This window comes from Vibrio ichthyoenteri ATCC 700023 (genome assembly GCF_000222605.1).
In the GTDB taxonomy this organism is placed as follows: Bacteria; Pseudomonadota; Gammaproteobacteria; order Enterobacterales; family Vibrionaceae; genus Vibrio; species Vibrio ichthyoenteri.
In genome coordinates this window covers 24076-43619 of record NZ_AFWF01000222.1, presented here as the reverse complement: position 1 = coordinate 43619, position 19544 = coordinate 24076, and the positions used below count along the sequence as shown (strand labels likewise).

Annotated in this window: 15 protein-coding genes and 1 pseudogene; 6 read left to right on the top strand and 10 right to left on the bottom strand. The window is 46.9% G+C overall.

Going from position 1 to position 19544, the window contains the following annotated elements:
- Nucleotides 1-244 precede the first annotated feature (244 nt).
- The gene (locus RH85_RS16200; RefSeq protein ID WP_005597308.1) at nt 245-682 is read left to right on the top strand and encodes an Hsp20 family protein; all 438 of its coding nucleotides are present in this window, start codon (nt 245-247) and stop codon (nt 680-682) included.
- 107 nt (nt 683-789) lie between these two features.
- Here the strand turns inward: RH85_RS16200 and RH85_RS16195 are convergent, their stop codons facing one another.
- The 3 genes from RH85_RS16195 to glyQ all read right to left on the bottom strand — a co-directional run bounded on the left by RH85_RS16195 (nt 790) and on the right by glyQ (nt 5259).
- Nucleotides 790-2040 carry a valine--pyruvate transaminase gene (locus tag RH85_RS16195; protein ID WP_006713782.1) on the bottom strand — a complete coding sequence of 417 codons (1251 nt, stop codon included), beginning with the start codon at nt 2038-2040 and terminating at the stop codon, nt 790-792.
- A 210-nt stretch (nt 2041-2250) separates the two neighbouring features.
- On the bottom strand, nt 2251-4317 hold the full coding sequence (glyS, locus tag RH85_RS16190; RefSeq protein WP_006713781.1) for a glycine--tRNA ligase subunit beta: 2067 nt from the start codon (nt 4315-4317) through the stop codon (nt 2251-2253).
- 3 nt (nt 4318-4320) lie between these two features.
- Nucleotides 4321-5259, bottom strand: coding sequence for a glycine--tRNA ligase subunit alpha (gene glyQ / locus RH85_RS16185; protein WP_006713780.1), 939 nt, complete (start codon nt 5257-5259; stop codon nt 4321-4323).
- Nucleotides 5260-5696: 437 nt separating this feature from the next.
- Here glyQ and RH85_RS16180 point away from each other — a divergent pair, with 437 nt between their 5' ends.
- The 3 genes from RH85_RS16180 (at nt 5697) to RH85_RS16170 (ending at nt 8743) form a co-directional block, all read left to right on the top strand.
- Nucleotides 5697-6254: a TMEM165/GDT1 family protein gene (locus RH85_RS16180; RefSeq protein ID WP_006713779.1), complete on the top strand. Its 558-nt coding sequence runs from the start codon at nt 5697-5699 to the stop codon at nt 6252-6254.
- A gap of 326 nt (nt 6255-6580) precedes the next feature.
- Entirely contained in the window at nt 6581-8254 is a 1674-nt protein-coding gene (locus RH85_RS16175) for an ABC transporter substrate-binding protein (protein ID WP_006713778.1), read from the top strand.
- A gap of 228 nt (nt 8255-8482) precedes the next feature.
- On the top strand, nt 8483-8743 hold the full coding sequence (locus tag RH85_RS16170; protein ID WP_006713777.1) for a hypothetical protein: 261 nt from the start codon (nt 8483-8485) through the stop codon (nt 8741-8743).
- 72 nt (nt 8744-8815) lie between these two features.
- Here the strand turns inward: RH85_RS16170 and tusA are convergent, their stop codons facing one another.
- On the bottom strand, nt 8816-9064 hold the full coding sequence (tusA, locus tag RH85_RS16165) for a sulfurtransferase TusA (RefSeq protein WP_006713776.1): 249 nt from the start codon (nt 9062-9064) through the stop codon (nt 8816-8818).
- Between the two features lie 481 nt (nt 9065-9545).
- Here tusA and RH85_RS16160 point away from each other — a divergent pair, with 481 nt between their 5' ends.
- A complete protein-coding gene (locus RH85_RS16160; RefSeq protein WP_006713775.1) occupies nt 9546-10487 on the top strand; it encodes a LysR family transcriptional regulator in 942 nt (313 codons plus the stop codon).
- A gap of 115 nt (nt 10488-10602) precedes the next feature.
- Here RH85_RS16160 and acuI read toward each other — a convergent pair whose 3' ends face one another.
- From acuI to ilvG, 6 genes are all read right to left on the bottom strand, one after another.
- Nucleotides 10603-11583 (bottom strand): acrylyl-CoA reductase (NADPH), encoded by a 981-nt coding sequence (gene acuI / locus RH85_RS16155; RefSeq protein ID WP_006713774.1) that lies wholly within the window; start codon nt 11581-11583, stop codon nt 10603-10605.
- 215 nt (nt 11584-11798) lie between these two features.
- Nucleotides 11799-13361, bottom strand: coding sequence for a threonine ammonia-lyase, biosynthetic (gene ilvA, locus RH85_RS16150; RefSeq protein WP_006713773.1), 1563 nt, complete (start codon nt 13359-13361; stop codon nt 11799-11801).
- Between the two features lie 3 nt (nt 13362-13364).
- A complete protein-coding gene (gene ilvD / locus RH85_RS16145; protein WP_006713772.1) occupies nt 13365-15206 on the bottom strand; it encodes a dihydroxy-acid dehydratase in 1842 nt (613 codons plus the stop codon).
- A 15-nt stretch (nt 15207-15221) separates the two neighbouring features.
- Nucleotides 15222-16166: a branched-chain-amino-acid transaminase gene (gene ilvE / locus RH85_RS16140; RefSeq protein ID WP_006713771.1), complete on the bottom strand. Its 945-nt coding sequence runs from the start codon at nt 16164-16166 to the stop codon at nt 15222-15224.
- 13 nt (nt 16167-16179) lie between these two features.
- The gene (gene ilvM / locus RH85_RS16135; protein WP_005597332.1) at nt 16180-16464 is read right to left on the bottom strand and encodes an acetolactate synthase 2 small subunit; all 285 of its coding nucleotides are present in this window, start codon (nt 16462-16464) and stop codon (nt 16180-16182) included.
- A 1-nt stretch (nt 16465) separates the two neighbouring features.
- On the bottom strand, nt 16466-18112 hold the full coding sequence (gene ilvG, locus RH85_RS16130; protein WP_006713770.1) for an acetolactate synthase 2 catalytic subunit: 1647 nt from the start codon (nt 18110-18112) through the stop codon (nt 16466-16468).
- Between the two features lie 502 nt (nt 18113-18614).
- On the opposite strand from ilvG, the pseudogene RH85_RS16125 reads away from it, so the two are divergent.
- A pseudogene (locus tag RH85_RS16125) lies at nt 18615-19517 on the top strand (YifB family Mg chelatase-like AAA ATPase); the annotation flags it as partial.
- Nucleotides 19518-19544 lie beyond the last annotated feature (27 nt).

Genomic DNA, 19544 nt, shown 5'->3' with positions numbered 1-19544 from the left:
TGAAAGTGGTTGGATCGGGTCATATATCTATTAATGAAGAGCGATGGCTAGCTTGCTCAACAAGAGAAGAACAGCCCCTCTGGAATAACCAACTAAGATCGCTCAATAGAGGATTTGTCGTTGGCCAAAAATTTACACTAATTTGAACCCATGTCCCCGAGTCCCACGTGGCCTGAGGAGTGTGGTTACAAATCCCTTAGCTCATTTAAGAGCTAAGACTATTGCTTATTAAGAGGATAGGTTTATGCGTAATGTTGATTTCTCACCACTATACCGCAATGCAATTGGTTTTGACCGTCTGTTCAACTTGATGGAAAACCAAACAGCGAAAAACACATCTGGCGGTTACCCTCCGTATAACATTGAACAAAAAGATGAGCATAACTTCCGTATCACTATGGCGGTTGCTGGTTTTGCTGAAGAGCAGCTTGATCTGACTCAGAATGAAAATATGTTGATCGTAAAGGGTGAGCGTAAAGCGGAAGAAGGCAAAAACTACGTTTATCAAGGCATTGCTGAGCGTGATTTTGAACGTAAATTCCAATTAGCGGATTACGTTAAGGTGGCCGGTGCTTCGATGGAAAATGGCTTACTGCACATTGATCTTGTACGCGAGATCCCAGAAGCAATGAAGCCTCGTAAGATTGCCATTGGCGGCAGCCAGCTGATTGATAACAATTAATCACTAGCCAAAGATCGCCAATATTTGCGAAAGTCGCAGGTCATAGAATGAGAAAGAGCGCCATTCCGAGAAGGAAAAGGGCGCTCTTTTAGTATTGGTGCTTTGGATTACTGGCCTAAGTAAGCCTTTGTCACTTCTTCTGCGATGATCGTAATGCCGTTTTGCATCATCTCATCCTCTTGCACATAATTCATACGTAAGCATTGATGGGCATGATCCCAACCTTCCTCTTGGCCAATAAAGAAATACTCTCCTGGCACAATCAATACACCACGTGCTTTCAAACGCGCATACAGTTCCATGGTCGTGATCGGCAGTTCATCAAACCATAACCAAAGGAATATAGCGCCTTCTGGTTTATGGATGCGAAAGCGCTCGTCGGTGATCGCTTGTTGTAATAGCTCGACCGCACGCAGGGCTTTCTGTTGATAAAAAGGCTTGATCACATCGGTACTGAGCTTGAGTAAATCGCCTTTCTCGATCATATGATTGGCATAGGCAGGGCCGACACTGCTTGGCGCTAAGCTGATGATGCCATTCATATTGGTCATTGCTGAAGTTATGGCTTCATTGGCGATCACAATGCCACAACGCACGCCGGGGAGGCCCAGTTTCGACAAGCTCATGCACAAGATGGTGTTTTCATTCCAAAATGGCTGCACATCTTCAAAAATGATATTTGGGAACGGCAAGCCGTAGGCGTTATCAATGAGCAGTGGGATATTGTGTTGGCGCGCCAATTTATCCAGTTTGTGAATTTCTTCGTCGGTCAGTACATTACCGGTTGGGTTGGTTGGGCGTGATGCGCAGATCGCGGCAATCGAATCATCTACCGTTAGCTGTTCAAAATCGACGTGATATTTGAATAAGCCGTTATCCAGTAGCTCAATCTCCGGTTGGTAGGAGATAAAGATATCTTCATCGATGCCTGCATCGCCATAGCCGATGTATTCTGGTGCAAGTGGCAGTAAGATTTTTTTGTGTGACCCATCAGTTTGTGTGCCTGCCAACAAGTTAAACAGGTAGAAAAAGCCACTTTGGCTACCATTGGTCAGACTGATGTTTTTCTCACTGATGTCCCAGCCGTAGGTTTCACGGAACAGGTGCGCCAACGATTTTACAAAGGCGTCTTTACCTTGTGGCCCATCATAATTGGCCAAGGCGGCGATGAGTTCTCCGTTGGCGAGCATCTCGTCACTGGCTTGATGAAAGTAATCGAGCATGTCTGGAATGGCGGCTGGATTGCCCCCACCAAGCATGATGGCACCAGGCGTGCGCAGGCCATCGTTAAGATCGTCCATTAACTGGGTAATACCAGAGTACTGATTGAATTTTTCACCAAATTTAGAGAACTGCATGTGCTGTTAAACCTAATACATTGTGTTTGCTTTCATGTGCGTGGCGTCAGTACATTGCTGACGAATCGAGTAATCCTTGAACATACCGCAATGAATAAGAGACGCAAAGCACAAAATGGCGATTCAATAAAAAAAGCCCAACTCAATGAGTTGGGCTTTTATCACACCAGAATATCGCGTACTTAATTACAAGCCCGCGATCTTGGTTGACTACTTTTGCAGTAGAGAAATATCTGCAATTTGTAGGAATAGGTTACGTAGGTTGTTTAGCAACGTAAGACGGTTGGTTTTCAACGCTTCGTCATCTGCCATTACCATAACGTTGTCGAAGAATGCATCTACTGGCTCACGTAGGTCTGCCAGTTTGCTTAGTGCTTCTTGGTAGTTACCCGTTGCGAATGCAGGTTCTAGTGCTTCTGTCATTACTTCAACACTTTCAGCCAGAGCTTTCTCTGCATCTTCTTGAAGTAGAGCTAGATTGATTTCAGCTGCTAGTTCGCCATCGAATTTCGCCAGGATGTTACCTACACGTTTGTTCGCGGCTGCCAGTGCTTCTGCTGCTTCTAGTTCACGGAAGTGAGATACCGCTTTAACGCGTTGATCGAAATCAGCCGGTTTAGTTGGACGACGTGCCAATACCGCTTGAATGATGTCGATGCTAAAACCTGCGTCTTGGTACCATGCGCGGAAACGACCTAGCATGAATTCAAGTACGTCAGCTTCAACGTTAGCGTTAGTTAGTTTGTCGCCAAGTAGCGATTTCGCTTTAGCAATCAAATCAACGAGGTCTAGGTTGTAACCGTTTTCAACGATGATACGTAGTACACCAAGAGATGCACGACGTAGTGCAAACGGGTCAGAACCTTTTGGTGCTTGGCCAATACCGAAGATGCCCACGATAGTGTCTAGCTTGTCTGCCATTGCGACCGCTGAAGAGATACCCGTGCTTGGTAGGTCATCACCAGCGAAACGAGGCATGTATTGCTCGTAAAGTGCCAGTGCAACTTGCTCATCTTCACCATCATGCGTTGCGTAGTGCATGCCCATAACGCCTTGGGTATCGGTAAATTCGAATACCATCGAGGTCATTAGGTCACATTTCGCTAGCAGGCCAGCACGTTGAGATTTCTCAACGTCAGCACCGATTTGCTCAGCAATGTAGCCAGCAAGCTCAGTGATGCGGTCTGTCTTGTCTTTGATCGTACCAAGCTGCTTCTGGAAGATAGCCGTTTCAAGTTGCGGCAGGCGATCAATCAGTGGGCTCTTACGGTCAGTATTGAAGAAGAATTCCGCGTCCGCTAGACGTGGACGAACGACTTTCTCGTTACCTTCGATAACGTGGCGAGGTTCTTTCGACTCAATGTTTGATACAAAGATGAAGTTTGGTAGTAGCTTCTTGTTGTCATCGTAGACAGGGAAGTACTTTTGGTCACCTTTCATGGTGTAAACCAACGCTTCAGAAGGGACTTTTAGGAACTCTTCTTCAAATTTGGCGGTTAGCACAACTGGCCATTCAACCAATGAAGTTACTTCTTCAACCAAGTCATCTTCTAGATCCGCGACACCACCCACCGCTGCTGCTGCTTTTTGAGCATCAGCAAGGATGATGGCTTTACGCGCATCGTAATCTGCCATTACTTTACCGCGCTCTTCGAGAATTGCAGGGTATTGATCGGCAGAATCAATGGTGAACTCACGCTCACCCATGAAGCGGTGACCACGTAGAGTACGTGCAGACGCCACGCCAAGGATTTCACCTTCGATTAGCTCATCACCAAGCAGAATCGTTAGCGTTTTTACTGGGCGAATAAATTGAATGTCAGAGTTACCCCAGCGCATCGCTTTAGGGATTGGTAGGTTTGCGAGTGCTTTCGCAGCAAAATCGACCACAAGCTCTTTAACTGGCTGACCTTTCACTTCTTGTTTGAACAGTAGCCATTCACCTTTATCTGTCACCATGCGCTCTGCTTGGTCAACAGTGATGCCACAACCACGCGCCCAACCTTGAGCTGCTTTGGTTGCGTTGCCTTCTGTATCAAACGCTGCAGAAACAGCAGGACCACGTTTTTCAACGATTTTGTCTGCTTGGCTTGCTGCTAGGTTTGCCACTTTAAGCGCAAGACGGCGAGGGGTCGCGTACCATTTAAGATCGTCAAATGCGATTTCAGCATTGTTTAGCTCTGCTGCAAAGTTTGCGGCAAACGCTTCTGCTAGTGAGCGAAGTGCTTTCGGTGGCAGCTCTTCGGTACCTAGTTCAATTAGAAAATTGTGTGCCATGGGTTACTTCTCCTCGTTATTCGCTTTTTGTTCTGCAGAGCGGCACATTGGGAAACCCAGTGCTTCACGCGATGCGTAGTACGCTTCTGCGACTGACTTAGTCAAATCGCGGATACGGAGGATGTAACGTTGACGCTCAGTTACTGAGATGGCTTTACGTGCGTCTAATAAGTTAAAAGCATGGCCTGCTTTTAGGATGCGCTCGTAAGCTGGTAGTGGTAGCGGCTTCTCAAGTTCTAGTAGCTGCTTACACTCTTTCTCACACTGTTCGAAGAAGCTGAATAGGAATTCAACATCTGCGTGTTCAAAGTTGTAGGTTGATTGCTCAACTTCATTTTGGTGGAAAATATCACCGTAAGTGACGTTTGAACCGTCTGGTGCGACGTTCCATACTAGGTCGTAAACAGAATCTACTTCCTGAATGTACATTGCTAGACGCTCGATACCGTAAGTGATCTCGCCAGTTACAGGCTTACACTCTAGGCCGCCAACTTGTTGGAAGTAAGTAAACTGCGTTACTTCCATACCGTTTAGCCAAACTTCCCAGCCAAGACCCCAAGCACCCAATGTTGGGTTTTCCCAGTTGTCTTCTACAAAGCGAATATCGTGAACAAGCGGATCGACACCAAGAACTTCAAGTGAGCCTAGGTACAACTCCTGAATGTTATCTGGAGATGGTTTTAGAGCTACTTGGAATTGATAGTAGTGCTGCAGACGGTTCGGGTTTTCACCGTAGCGACCATCGGTCGGACGACGTGAAGGTTGAACATACGCCGTTGCCATTGGCTCAGGGCCAAGTGCACGTAGACATGTCATTGGGTGAGAGGTGCCAGCACCTACTTCCATATCTAGCGGTTGAACAATCGTACAACCATTTTGAGCCCAATAATCCTGCAGCGCGAGGATCATTCCCTGGAAGGTTTTGATATCGTATTTTTGCATAGTCAGGTTCGCGCGATTCTTCTGAATGATTTAAAAAAAATAACAATCAAGTATACCCAGATATTGTAGATGGGAGTAGAGGCAATGTTGCTTATTTCATAGCCAGAAAGGTTAACTTTGCCCATTTCTCCGCATATTTAACGTTAATCTGCTTAAATCGAATTCAAAGGGCCATTTTTAGTTACATCTCGGGGGTTGCGGTGGGTTACTGGACTGACTAAAATTGCGCGGTCTTTGGGGAGTAGCTTGCTGAATTCATCGTCTGATGAGTTTGGTTTGTTCGTCAACATAATTGGTGCAAAATCACCATGGCGTCCAAGACTTGTCAACCTCGACAAGTTTAGCAAGACCTTAGACAAATCATCATGAACCAGGGTGGGGAGTGAGGTTTGTCTTTGGTATTAATTATAATAATCCCCGCCCTGAATGAGCATGTTGTGAGTGTATTAGTTCTATCTTTAACCACGGTTGCGATCGCGGAAATCGGCGACAAAACCCAATTATTGTCCTTGGTTCTTGCCAGTCGTTATCGTAAACCCATTCCGATTATTATTGCGATTCTCTTTGCGACCTTGATTAATCATGCCTTAGCCGCGTGGCTCGGTGTCGTGATCGCCGATTATTTGTCACCACAAGTTTTACGCTGGGTTGTGGTAGTGAGCTTCTTATTGATGGCGGGTTGGGTTTTGATTCCCGATAAACTTGATGAGGAGAAAACCTACTCTGGCCGCAGTGCTTTTCTCACTAGCTTTGTAGTCTTTTTCATTGCAGAGATCGGCGACAAAACTCAAATTGCCACCTCAATCTTAGGCGCTCAATACGCTGATGCATTGCTGATGGTTATCATTGGAACCACCTTAGGAATGATGTTGGCGAATGTGCCTGTCGTATTGATGGGTAAAATGTCAGCTAACAAACTACCTTTGGCTCTTATTCGTCGTATTAGCGCGGTGCTGTTTGTTGGTTTGGCGATTGGCGCGGCATTTTATGCTTAATAAAGAGAGGTTTTATAAGTCTTAGAAACAAGCATGAATGGCAATAATTGAGTGTTGAAATTTTAATCAGCTCGCATTTATTGCTAATGAGTAAGCGTTTGGGTTTTTATTTGATTGTTGTAATTTTATACCATTTTGAAACATAAAATTTGAATTGAATCGCTTATTTATCGCTCAGAGAGAGAAAACTACGTCGCTCAAGTATCAAATGAGAGGTTGGATGTAACAACGGTGCAACCTTCTGTTTTATTTGGTGATTTTGGTTGGATTGCTGCTGGTTTAGAAAGTGGTTATTTTGTGTGCGTATCCATTCATAAGGTATCGCTATGAAAACCACTCTACTCTCTGCAGTGATCGCCTCTGCATTGACTCTATCAGCGCAATCTGTGGTTGCTGCTGATTTGGATAGCCTGTCTAAATTGACGATTATCCCAAACCATAACCCTTCATTGATCCGTAACTTTAACCCGTACGCGGTTTCACGTTTGCATACCGCGCGTGATTTCATTTTTGAACCGCTGGTGGTGTTTAATGAACTAAAGGGTAATGTTCCAGAGTTTCGTCTCGCAACCAACTATGAAATGAGCAAAGATTTGCTCAGCATTACCTTTGATTTGCGTGAGGGGGTGAAATGGTCTGATGGTGAAACGTTTGACGCTGATGACGTCGTGTTTACCTTTAACCTTGTTCAAGCGAACCCAAATATTGATGATCGCGGTATCAATACCAAAATTAAGTCTGTGGAAAAGCTAGGCCAGTACCAAGTGCGCTTCCATCTTAATGAAGTGAACACCAACATCAGCTACGAAATTGCTTTAGTACCGGTTGTGCCAGAGCATCAATGGAAGAGCGTTGACGATCCCGCGGCATTTATGAACCCGAACCCAATTGGTACTGGTCCATTTACCGAGCTGCCTCAATTTACTTCAACCTTGTTCTTGCAGTGTCGTAACCCGAATTACTGGGATAATGCCAACCTAGATGTTGACTGTTTGCGTGTACCGCAAATGAATCATAACGACCAAGTGTTGGGTGAGTTGATGAACTCAAACATTGACTGGGGTGGCTCGTTTGTTCCTGATATTGATCAAACCTACCTTGCTGCGTCACCTGATCATGGTTACTGGTATCCACCAGCAGGCACACAGGCGTTCGTGTTTAACTACGAGTCAAAAGATAAAGTAAAACACGAAGTATTGAGTGATATCGAGTTCCGCCGAGCATTCTCAATGGCTCTGGATCGCCAAACATTGATCGATATTGCTAACTACGGTAACGCAGTGCTTAATGATTTTGCATCAGGTCTAGGTTACGCGTTTGAAACGTGGTCTGATGAAAAAACGCATAACAAGTACAAGCCATTTATGACTTATTCAGCAGAAAAAGCCAAAGCGGCTTTAGCAGAAGCGGGCTATAAAGATATTGATGGCGACGGCTTTGTAGAATCACCATCGGGTGAGAAGTTTGAGTTGAGCATTCAATCACCGCAAGGTTGGACTGACTTTAACAACACCGTTATGTTGGCGACTGAGCAGTTAGCTGAAGTGGGCATCAAAGTGAAAGCTCGTACACCGGACTTCTCTATCTACAATAATGCGATGATTAATGCAGATTACGACATTGCTTACACCAACTACTTCCATGGTCCAACGCCTCATACTTATTGGGATAGTGGTTACCACTCACGCTTACAGAGTTCTGAAGGTATGCCGCGCTTTGCAATGCACCATTGGAAAAATGCCGATTTGGATAAGTTGCTAGACAGCTTCTACAAAACAGCAGATAGCCAAGAGCAACGTCAAATTGCGCATAATATCCAGGCGTTGATTGCGGAAAATCAAGTCACGGTTCCGGTCTTGTCTGGTCCTAACTTCTACCAATACAACACTAAGCGCTTTACTGGTTGGTGGACAAAAGACAACCCGAAAGGTCGTCCTATGATTTGGGAAGGTACGCCTGAACGTCTATTGCACGTGTTGGATTTAAAACCACGTAGTTAATAATCGCTCGATTAAAGTGACCTAAATTCGATTAGGCTCTAACCTTTGGTTAGGGCCTTTTTTACGCTGCTTTTATTGTGGTTCACTTGGTTTGATTCGCCGAGCGACTGAGTCATAAATAGACACAAAACCAGCAGGTAGAATCGGTGAAATGCGTGACCGATGACATATAAGTGTCATCATTGTCATGCTACTTTAACCATAGCAATAGTGGTGGAGGGCGATATTATGCTGACACGTTATATGGGGATGTCCCCGAAGAGTCAAAGCTATCTATTTACTTTTGGTTTGGTGCTGACACTTCTAGGAATGATGCTCACCGACATGTGGTTGCCGATGGTGGCTGGAGCGATAATTTTAGCTGGGTTAGCGGTGGAATCGTGGATTCGCATCGCTCATATTATTCCGATGCATGAAGAAATGCGCTCGATGCAAAAACAAATCCATAAGCTGCAATCCGAAATCCGAACGATAGAATACGACGAATAACCAAACGGCTGCCTAGGCAGCCGTTTTTCATTCTATGCTTTTATCACCACGCTCGATAGCAATGATATGAGCTTAATCTAATCCTTTCTTGATCAGATATTGGTAAGGCAACTGTTCGGTTTGCGCTGCCATTAATTGGTGATCCATAAAGCGGCAAAAACTTGGAATATCACGAGTCGTAGAGGGGTCATCGGCTTTCACCAATAGCACATCACCAACTTGCATGTTACGGATTGTCTTCCTGACCATCATCACTGGTTCTGGGCAGCGTAGTCCTTCTGCCTCTAGAGTATGTGTAACCTGTTCTGGATTGAATGTCATGGTCGTCACTTGTTTGCTTTATGAGGCGGTAGATAATACTCGTGGAGAAAAAATATTCAATAATCACTTGGCAAAGTGATCATTTTGTTTTAATTTAATTAACAAGTTGATAACAATAGCTGTAATCAAGAAGTTTCATTCTGTGCTTTTTATCGTCTGCCGCGATAATGAGTCGATGAAATCTTCACCGCATTAAGCATGCAGTATTGAATTGACGACTCTCGCCATAATTGTAGGGATTTGGCTTAAGGAGTCCAGAGACAAATATTGCTTTATCGCGCTGGTTATATACGCACAGGTATTGTTTCCACACTACTACATTCCGACACTATCCCCAGTTTTCTTGGGCTTCCCCGCCGAAAGGCGGGATTTTTTTATCTAAAATTTGCTCACAAAGTCTTGTTGATATCGTGATGATGGCTCGATAACTTCTACTTGTTAATAGTACACTTAGATCATTAATCGAGCTTGGGTGCCAGTAGTGGAACTAGAAGATATCTATCGTCGTGACTTGAATTTGTTGGTTGCCCTACGGGTGCTGATTGAAGAAAGCAGTGTTAGCAAAGCGGCGACTCGCCTTAATTTAAGCCAATCAGCAATGAGCCGAGTCTTAGGCCGTTTACGTACTTTGCTTAATGACCCTCTGTTTACTCGTCAGGGTCAGCAACTCATTCCAACCGAAAAAGCATTAGAAATTAACGCCCGTTTGGGTGACCCATTGGAATCATTGCGTCAATTACTATCTCCACGTGAGTTCGATCCACAACGTTGTGAGCAAACTTTTACCATCGCGACGACGGATTACGCTATGCAAACCATTTTGCCGTTTGCTTTGCCGCGTATCTATCAAGAAGCGCCACTGGTTTCGTTGAATTTTTTGCCGTTGCAGCATGACCGATTGGCTGATCAGCTCACGTACGAAGGCGCTGACCTTGCGATCTGTCGTCCTATCGGGGAAGTTGATCCACTGTGTAGTGAAGTGATTGGTCGTGTAGGGGTGTTTTGTTTGCTTTCTAAACACCATCCATTGGCTGATACCGAGATGAGCTTAGAGGACTACCTCAGCTATCCTCACGCGATGATTGCAGTGAGCGATGGCGTTAAAGCGTTAATAGAACAAGCTCTCGTTGATCATCCTCAGCGCCGCATGGTATTGCGTGCTTATCATCTTGAGGCTGCGTTGGCGATTGTTGATACCATGCCTCTTATTATTACTGTTCCAGCTGATTTGGCCTACTTGGTGGCTGAGCGTTATGAGCTCGTGGTTAAACCTCTACCGTTCCAGTTTACGCCATTTGATTACTCGTTGATTTGGCATCCTCGGTGCGAGCATTCTCCTGCGCAAGAGTGGTTGCGGGCGATTGTGAAGGAGGAGTGTAGCCGCTTGATTGCCAAACGTATTGAAGATATGGGACTGGATTGATCGAACAGAATTAGAAATGTTATTGCGGAATTGAGGAACGAAATGTCCGGAATCTCTTGGGTTTAGAGATTCCTTACTCGCTCGTTCCTCACGCTAAGGAATAACGCAGAAGCGATTACAGCTTGATCACAACACGACCAGTCACTTGACCGTTGGTGATGTCTTCAGCGTATTTCGGTGCTTCAGCCAGTTCTACTTCAGTACATGCTTGTTCAAAGTAGCTGTCTGGTAGTAGCTCAACCAGTTTTTCCCAAGCGGCGATGCGTTTTTCAAATGGGCATGAAACTGAATCTACCCCTTGTAGACGCACGTTACGTAAGATAAACGGCATAACAGTGGTTGGAAGATCGAAACCACCGGCAAGACCACAAGCGGCTACTGCACTGTTGTAATCCATTTGCGCCAGTACTTTTGCCAGTACGCTGCTGCCAACAGTATCAACTGCACCGGCCCAGATTTGTTTTTCTAGTGGGCGAGCTGGTTCGGCGAACTCACTGCGATCGATAATACGGCTAGCGCCAAGTTTCTCTAGTAGTGGGCCATTTTTTTCAACGCGACCTGTAACAGCAGCCACTTTGTAGCCTAGCTGAGCCAGTAGCGTTACCGCTACAGAACCCACACCACCACTTGCGCCAGTAACCAGCACTTCACCCGCTTCTGGTTTAACACCCGCATCAAGTAGTGCTTGTACGCAAAGCATCGCGGTAAAGCCTGCAGTGCCCACCATCATTGCTTTTTTGCTATCTAAACCTTGTGGCAGTGGTACTAGCCAATCTGCTTTTAAGCGTGCACGTTGTGCCATGCCACCCCAATGGTTTTCACCAACGCCCCAGCCAGTTAGTACCACTTTATCACCCGCTTGGTAACGGTTATCTTCTGAACTAACAACAGTACCGGCAAGGTCGATACCAGGCACCATTGGGAAGTTACGAATGATTTTACCTTTACCGGTGATCGCTAGGCCGTCTTTATAGTTTAAAGATGAGTAATCAACCTCGATCAATACATCGCCTTCAGGCAGCTGTGATTCATCGATCTGCTCAATGGCAGCAATAGTACGTTTTTCTTCTTGGTTCAAAATCAGAGCGTTAAACATAGGTTTCTCCACTTAGGGACAGCAATCAATTAACTACCGCTAGTGTAGTCTGGAATAGGGTATGACGAAAATGAAACTTTAGCATTGAGTCTATGCGTTAAGTGCATAATTATAACGGTTTCACTTAGTTAGAATAGAACAAAGTCAGCCGCAGGGACTGACTTTGTCGAAGGTATGTGTGGCTCACTAAGTAATGGCGTACTTAGCGTGCACACTTAAGATAAGAAGAACTGATAGGACGGGTTATTGGTCTCGTCTTTACATTGATAGCCAAGCTCTCTTAAATGCAAAGAGAAACGGGCGAGGTCTTGCTCATCTAGCTCAAAACCACATAACACTCGACCATAGTCAGCGCCGTGATTGCGGTAGTTGAACAGGCTGATATTCCAATGGGTACCCAGAGTGCTGAGAAATTTCAGCAGTGCGCCGGGATATTCTGGAAACTCAAAGCTGTATAACCGCTCTTTAAGTTGTTTCGATGGTTTGCCACCAATCATGTAACGTACGTGCAGTTTGGCCATTTCGTCATCGGAGAGATCAACCACAGGGTAGCCACCAGCACGCAGATCTTGAATGATATTGTCCAATTCCGCTTGGCCTTCATTGAGGCGCACACCGACAAAAATGTTGGCGAGTGAATCATCGTTGTAACGGTAGTTAAATTCCGTCACCGCTCGGCCACCAATTAAGTTGCAGAATTCAAAGAAAGCGCCTTGGCGTTCTGGAATCGTTACTGCGAGTAGGCCTTCACGTTTCTCACCCAGTTCGCAGCGCTCAGAGACGTAGCGTAAACCGTGGAAGTTGGTGTTAGCCCCTGACAAAATCGTCCCTAAGCATTTACCGTTTAATTGCTGCTTATCGACATACTTCTTTAAACCGGCAAGGGCCAGCGCACCAGAAGGCTCTGCGATCGCTCGAGTGTCTTCGAAGATATCTTTCACGGCGGCACAAATTTCATCGCTTGATACCGTGATATGACCATCAATGTATTGTTGGCATAAACGGAAGGTCTCTTCACCAATGCGTTTTACCGCCACGCCATCGGCAAACATGCTGACTTGATCCAGTACCACCGGCTCACCAGCATCCAGCGCCGCTTTTAAGCAGGCTGAGTCTTCTGGCTCTACCGCAATGATTTTGATCTCTGGCATCAGTTGCTTGACCAATACCGCGACACCAGCAGCCAATCCGCCGCCACCCACCGGTACGAAGATATAATCTAAATGACTATTTTGCTGCAGCATTTCCATGCCTATCGTCCCTTGGCCTGCGATCACAAGAGGGTGATCAAAAGGTGGAACGAAGGTATAGCCATGCTTCTCAGCGAGACGCTCGGCTTCTGCTTTCGCTTCATCAAAGTTATTACCGTGTAGGACCACTTTGCCACCAAAGCTACGCACCGCATCAACTTTGATATCTGGGGTGGTTTTGGGCATCACGATGGTGGTTTTGATGCTCAACTTGGTGCCTGAGAGAGCCATCCCTTGGGCGTGATTACCTGCCGATGCTGCAATCACGCCAGCAATTTTTTGTTGTTCAGTTAAGCTTGCGACCATATTGTAGGCGCCGCGCAGTTTAAAAGAATGGACAGGTTGGCGATCTTCGCGCTTAAGCTGCACCTGATTATTTAATCGAGCAGATAAGCGAGGCATCGCTTGTAGAGGGGTGACGGTCGCTACTTCATATACCGGCGCGCGCAGCACCTGACGCAGATAGTCTGCGCCAGATGGTAGGGCTTGGTCGGGCGATAGAGTCTCTACCAATCCTTTCATGACCATTGATTAGCCCTCTAGTTTGCTTTTATCACGTACCGCGCCTTTATCGGCGCTGGTGGCTAAACTGGCATAAGCTTTTAGGGCTAATGACACAGTGCGTTGGCGATCAACAGGTTTCCAACCGAAAGTCTCTTGCTTAGCACGGCGTTCTGCCAATTCTGCTTCACTCACTTGCAGTGAGATTGAACGGTTCGGAATATCAATGGCAATCATATCGCCATCGTTCACCAAACCAATCGTGCCGCCACTCGCCGCTTCTGGTGAAACGTGACCGATCGATAAACCTGAGGTACCACCAGAGAAGCGGCCATCGGTTAATAGTGCGCAAGACTTACCCAGTCCCATCGATTTTAAGTAGGTGGTTGGATAGAGCATTTCTTGCATACCCGGGCCACCTTTCGGGCCTTCATAACGGATCACCACCACATCACCCGCTTTCACTTTTCCACCTAAAATGCCATCAACCGCGGTATCTTGGCTCTCAAATACTACCGCAGGGCCTTGGAAGACCAAGCTTCCTTCATCAACCCCAGCCGTTTTAACGATACAACCATCAAGCGCGATATTGCCAGAAAGCACCGCTAAGCCACCTTCTTGGCTAAAGGCGTTTTCTTTAGTGCGAATACAACCCTCTACGCGGTCATCATCAAGGCGATCCCAGCGACAATCTTGCGAGAAAGCTTTGGTGGTGCGAATGCCGGCAGGACCTGCGCGGAAGAACTTCAGCACCGCTTCATCTTCGGTTTGCATAATGTCGTATTGTGCGAGCTGTTCTTGCATGGTTAGACCAAGCACGGTACGAGTTTGGTTGTTGAGTAATCCAGCGCGATCGAGCTCGCCGAGAATCGCCATCACACCGCCTGCACGGTGAACATCTTCCATGTGGTATTTTGGCGTTGATGGTGCCACTTTACATAAATGCGGCACGCGACGAGACATCTGATCGATGTCGTTCATATCAAAATCAATCTCACCTTCTTGCGCTGAGGCGAGCAGGTGCAGAACGGTATTACTTGAGCCACCCATCGCAATATCTAGCGCCATTGCATTTTCAAACGCGGCGCGGTCAGCGATGTTGCGTGGTAGTGCTGAGGCATCATCTTGCTCGTAGTAACGACGAGTCAGATCGACGATGCGCTTACCGGCATTGATAAACAGTTGCTCACGATCGGCGTGCGTCGCCAACATTGAGCCGTTGCCTGGCTGAGATAAACCCAGCGCTTCGGTCAAACAGTTCATCGAGTTGGCGGTAAACATGCCTGAACATGAACCACAAGTTGGACATGCAGAACGCTCTACTTGCTCACTTTGTTCATCGGAAATGGTTGGATCGGCGCCTTGGATCATCGCATCAACTAGATCTAGCTTGATGATTTGATCGGACAGCTTGGTTTTGCCCGCTTCCATTGGGCCGCCAGATACAAAGATTACCGGGATATTTAGGCGCATCGCAGCCATCATCATCCCCGGAGTGATTTTGTCACAGTTAGAGATACACACCATGGCGTCGGCGCAGTGGGCGTTAACCATGTATTCCACTGAGTCGGCGATCAGTTCACGTGATGGCAGTGAATACAGCATGCCGCCGTGGCCCATCGCGATTCCATCATCAACTGCAATGGTATTGAATTCTTTAGCTATACCGCCGGCTTTTTCAATTTCGCCCGCAACCAGTTGGCCCATATCTTTGAGGTGAACGTGGCCGGGTACGAACTGAGTGAACGAGTTCACCACTGCGATTATTGGTTTACCAAAATCTTCTTCTTTAACGCCGGTGGCACGCCATAGCGCGCGTGCTCCTGCCATGTTACGACCATGAGTGGTGGTGGCAGATCTATATTTAGGCATATCCTTATTCCTCTACTACTTTGCGGCTTCTTGTGAGTAAACGTAATCTAACCAACCCCACTTATCTTCCGTGGTGCCATTAAATAATCCAAAGTACGCTTCTTGCAGCGCTTTGGTTATTGGGCCTCGTTTACCACAGCCAACTTCAATTTTATCCACGGTGCTAACGGGAACCACTTCTGCTGCAGTTCCGGTCATGAAGACTTCGTCTGCGAGATATAGTGCTTCGCGAGCAATATTAGTTTCACGTACTTCATAACCCATATCTCGCGCTAGAGTCATGATTGAATCACGGGTAATACCCGGTAGGATTGCGCTGGTGGTTGGCGGGGTTAAAATGATGCCATCCTTGATAACAAAAATGTTCTCACCTGCGCCTTCTGAAAGGTAGCCATCAACGCTGAGTGCAATACCTTCGTCATAACCATGGCGACGAGCTTCACCGCCAACTAGCAGTGATGAAAGATAGTTACCACCCGCTTTAGCTGCGGTTGGGATGGTATTGGGCGCGGCGCGGTTCCAACTGGAAATCATTGCATCAACGCCATTTTCTAGCGCTTCTTCACCAAGGTATGAACCCCATGGGAAGGCGGCGATGATTAATTCCATTGCGGTATCAGCGGGAGGGCAAACACCTAAACCTACATTGCCGACAAAACCTAATGGGCGAATATAGGCACTTTCAAGCTTGTTCTGGCGTAGAGTTTCTCGGGTTGCTTCCATGATTTCATCCACCGTGTATGGAATAGGAAAGCGATAAATTTTTGCTGAATCTTTTAGGCGCTGCGCGTGTTCGCGGTGACGAAAAACAATCGGACCTTTTGGGGTGTTGTAGCAACGCACACCTTCAAAAACGGAGGTGCCGTAGTGCATTGCGTGTGTGAGTACGTGCACGTTCGCTTCTGCCCAAGGCTTCATCTCGCCGTTAAACCAAATATAATCTGCCGTATTTGTAGCCATTGTATTGCCTTCCTTATGCACAAACTTTTTGTTGTAAGTTGTTATTTGGTAGTTGATCACGAGCGATTTTGGTTACATCGACAGTGCGAACATCCCACAGTTTTTCAATTTGATTGGTAATAAAGGTGATCGGGCGATCACTGTCGACGATGATCTCGACACTGGCGACATGGCTTTCATGGTTTTGGGTTGCCGCCACTTGTTTAATGATGAAACCACGATGGCGAATAACGCGAAGAACACGCTCAAGTAGCACCGGTTTATCGTCTGCTTTGATATCGAGTAAGTATCTTTCCATGTTAAGTGTTCTCCAGCATTTCACTGTTCGACGCACCCGGTGGAACGAGTGGCCATACGTTTTCTTCTTCATCAATTAATACATGAAGTAAGTAAGCGGTTTTACTTGCTAGCATCTCTTTTAGAGCCGGTTCAACTTCTTCTTTCTTCGTGATGGTTTTACCCGGAATATCAAACGCTTTTGCCAACATCACAAAGTCAGGGTTGTCGTCCAAAATAGTTTCGCTATGGCGACCATCAAAGAACAGCGATTGCCATTGGCGCACCATGCCTAAACGTTGGTTGTTGAGCAGGACGATCTTGACGGGAATTTGGCGACGCTTAAGCGTGCCTAGCTCTTGCACATTCATCATGAATGAGCCATCACCAGTAATTAGGATAGATTGGTCATCAGGGCGACCAACAGAGGCGCCCATGGCTGCTGGCAGACCAAAGCCCATCGTGCCCAGACCTGCTGAAGTGATGAAATTTTGTGGTTCGCGTGGCTGGATGTGTTGCGCTGCCCACATTTGGTGCTGGCCAACATCCGTCGATACGATTGAGCTATCAGGCATCATGTCGGACAGTTGTTTGAGCAATGCTGGAGCGAAAATAAGTTCACCAGGATGGTCATAACGCCAAGTAAATCCAGTGCGCAAGCTCTCGCTGTGGCTAAGCCATGGGGTAATATCATGCGTTAAAGCGAGTTGAGGCAGCACTGCTTTAACATCCCCGCGCAGTGGCGCGTTGGCGGTTCTGAGTTTATTGATTTCTGCGGCATCCACATCAATATGAATTACCTTGGCATTAGGTGCAAAGGTATCGAGTTTGCCGGTTACTCGGTCATCAAAGCGTGCACCGACAGCGATCAGTAGATCCGCTTCTTGTACGATGAGGTTGGCGGCTTTAGTGCCGTGCATGCCTAACATGCCAAGGTAATGGGAGTCATGACGCTCGATGGTGCCCAAGCCTTTTAAGGTGCTGACTGATGGCATTGGATTGAGGCGTAAAAACTCTCGAACGGTGTCTGTCGCATTACTCAGTTGTACTCCGCCGCCGACGTATAGGACTGGGCGAGAGCTATCGCTGAGTATTTGTTGGGCTCTGCTCAGGGCATCGTTGCTCACAACTGGATGAGCTGGTGGTGTGCAAGGCGGTAGAATAGAAGTGGGTGCTTGTGCGAGTTGGACATCTTTGGCGATATCAACAATGACAGGGCCGGGACGACCGGTTTTTGCTACCTCAAACGCTTCGGCAAGTGTCGGTGCCAAATCATGGATATCGGTGACTAGATAGCTGTGCTTGGTGCAAGAGAGTGACATGCCGATCACATCCATCTCTTGGAAGGCATCGGTACCAATGTGGGAACTGGCGACTTGGCCGGTGATAGCAACTAAAGGAATGGAATCCATAAAGGCATCAGCGAGGCCTGTGACAAGGTTGGTCGCTCCCGGTCCGGAAGTTGCCATGCATACAGCAACGTCTTGTGTTGCGCGTGCCATACCAATCGCAGCCATTGCTGCACCTTGTTCATGACGACAGAGTATGTGCTCAACACCACCGTCATAGAGGGCATCGTAGATCGGCATGATGGCCCCGCCAGGGTAACCAAATACGGTTTTAATTCCTTGTTGCGCGAGTGCGGCAACAACTAACTCTGCACCGGTCATTGACCACCTCCTGTGCTACCTTGGTAGCTGTCCTTGTGTTGTTTGCACTTCATGTGCGCTCCCATTCTTCCTGTACTCTCTCGCCATGTGTCTTGCTCGTTCAATGAGCGCTAAGCGGAGAGTTTGATTATAATTTGCTGGCCTTGCCTGCCTAATTTTCATCCCAATTGATTGAAAAAAACCCCCGAACTTTTCAGTGCGGGGGTTTATCTAATTCTTGGCTTTCTTTAGCCCACTAGACCCCGCGCAATCTAATAATGACCACGATAATCAGGGCAATCAGTGCATGTAAGCGGGCGTTTAATGTCATTATTAATTTCTAATGGTTGTGTTTGCGTAATATGGTACGTAATTGTTTGCGTCACTAGTGGTATCACACATTTCCGTTAAATGACAAGCAAAAACTCATTCTTTTTTCACATTATCTCAGCAAGTCGCCACGCTATATAACAATGGCGCTATAAAAATAGCCGCCTTAAAAGTGAACATAATAAGGGAATGTATGGGTTTAGCTGTGGTTTACAGCCGAGCATCAGTGGGCGTGGAAGCGCCGTTGGTGACGGTAGAGGTGCATATCAGCAATGGCATGCCAGGATTTGCATTGGTGGGTCTGCCGGAAACCACCGTGAAAGAATCTCGCGATCGGGTACGCAGTGCGATCATTAACTCGCGCTTCGAGTTTCCCGCCAAGCGGATTACGGTCAATTTAGCCCCTGCCGATTTACCCAAAGAGGGTGGCCGTTTTGATTTACCGATTGCCTTGGGTATTTTGGCTGCTTCACAGCAAATCCCCATTCATCCGCTTAGCCAACGTGAGTTTGTCGGTGAATTGGCATTGTCGGGCGAGTTACGCTCGGTGAAAGGTGTGTTGCCAGCCGCGTTAATCGCGCAGCAGTTGGTGGTGCCACATGGCAATGGTGATCAAGCCGCGCTGGTGGGTAAAGAGATACATAAATCGGCGCAAAGCTTGCTCGAAGTGTGCGCAGATTTGTGTGGTCAACAAGCGTTAGCATTACACCAAACCGATGCTCAACCTCAAGTGCACACGCATTCACGAGATCTGCGCGATATTATTGGCCAGCAACAAGGTAAACGAGCGCTAGAAATCGCAGCGGCGGGCCACCACAATTTACTTTTTCTTGGTCCTCCCGGCACGGGTAAAACCATGCTAGCGTCGCGTTTGCGCGACCTACTACCTGACATGTCGGACGAAGAAGCGATGGAATCGGCGTCCGTTGCCTCATTAACCCAACAAGAAATTAATCAGTTCAATTGGAAATTGCGACCATTTCGCTCGCCACATCACTCCAGTTCGATGGCGGCGCTGGTTGGGGGCGGTTCAGTACCTAGGCCCGGCGAAATTTCACTTGCTCACAATGGCTTGTTATTTCTCGATGAGATTCCTATAATCCTAATAACTAAAAATCATCAG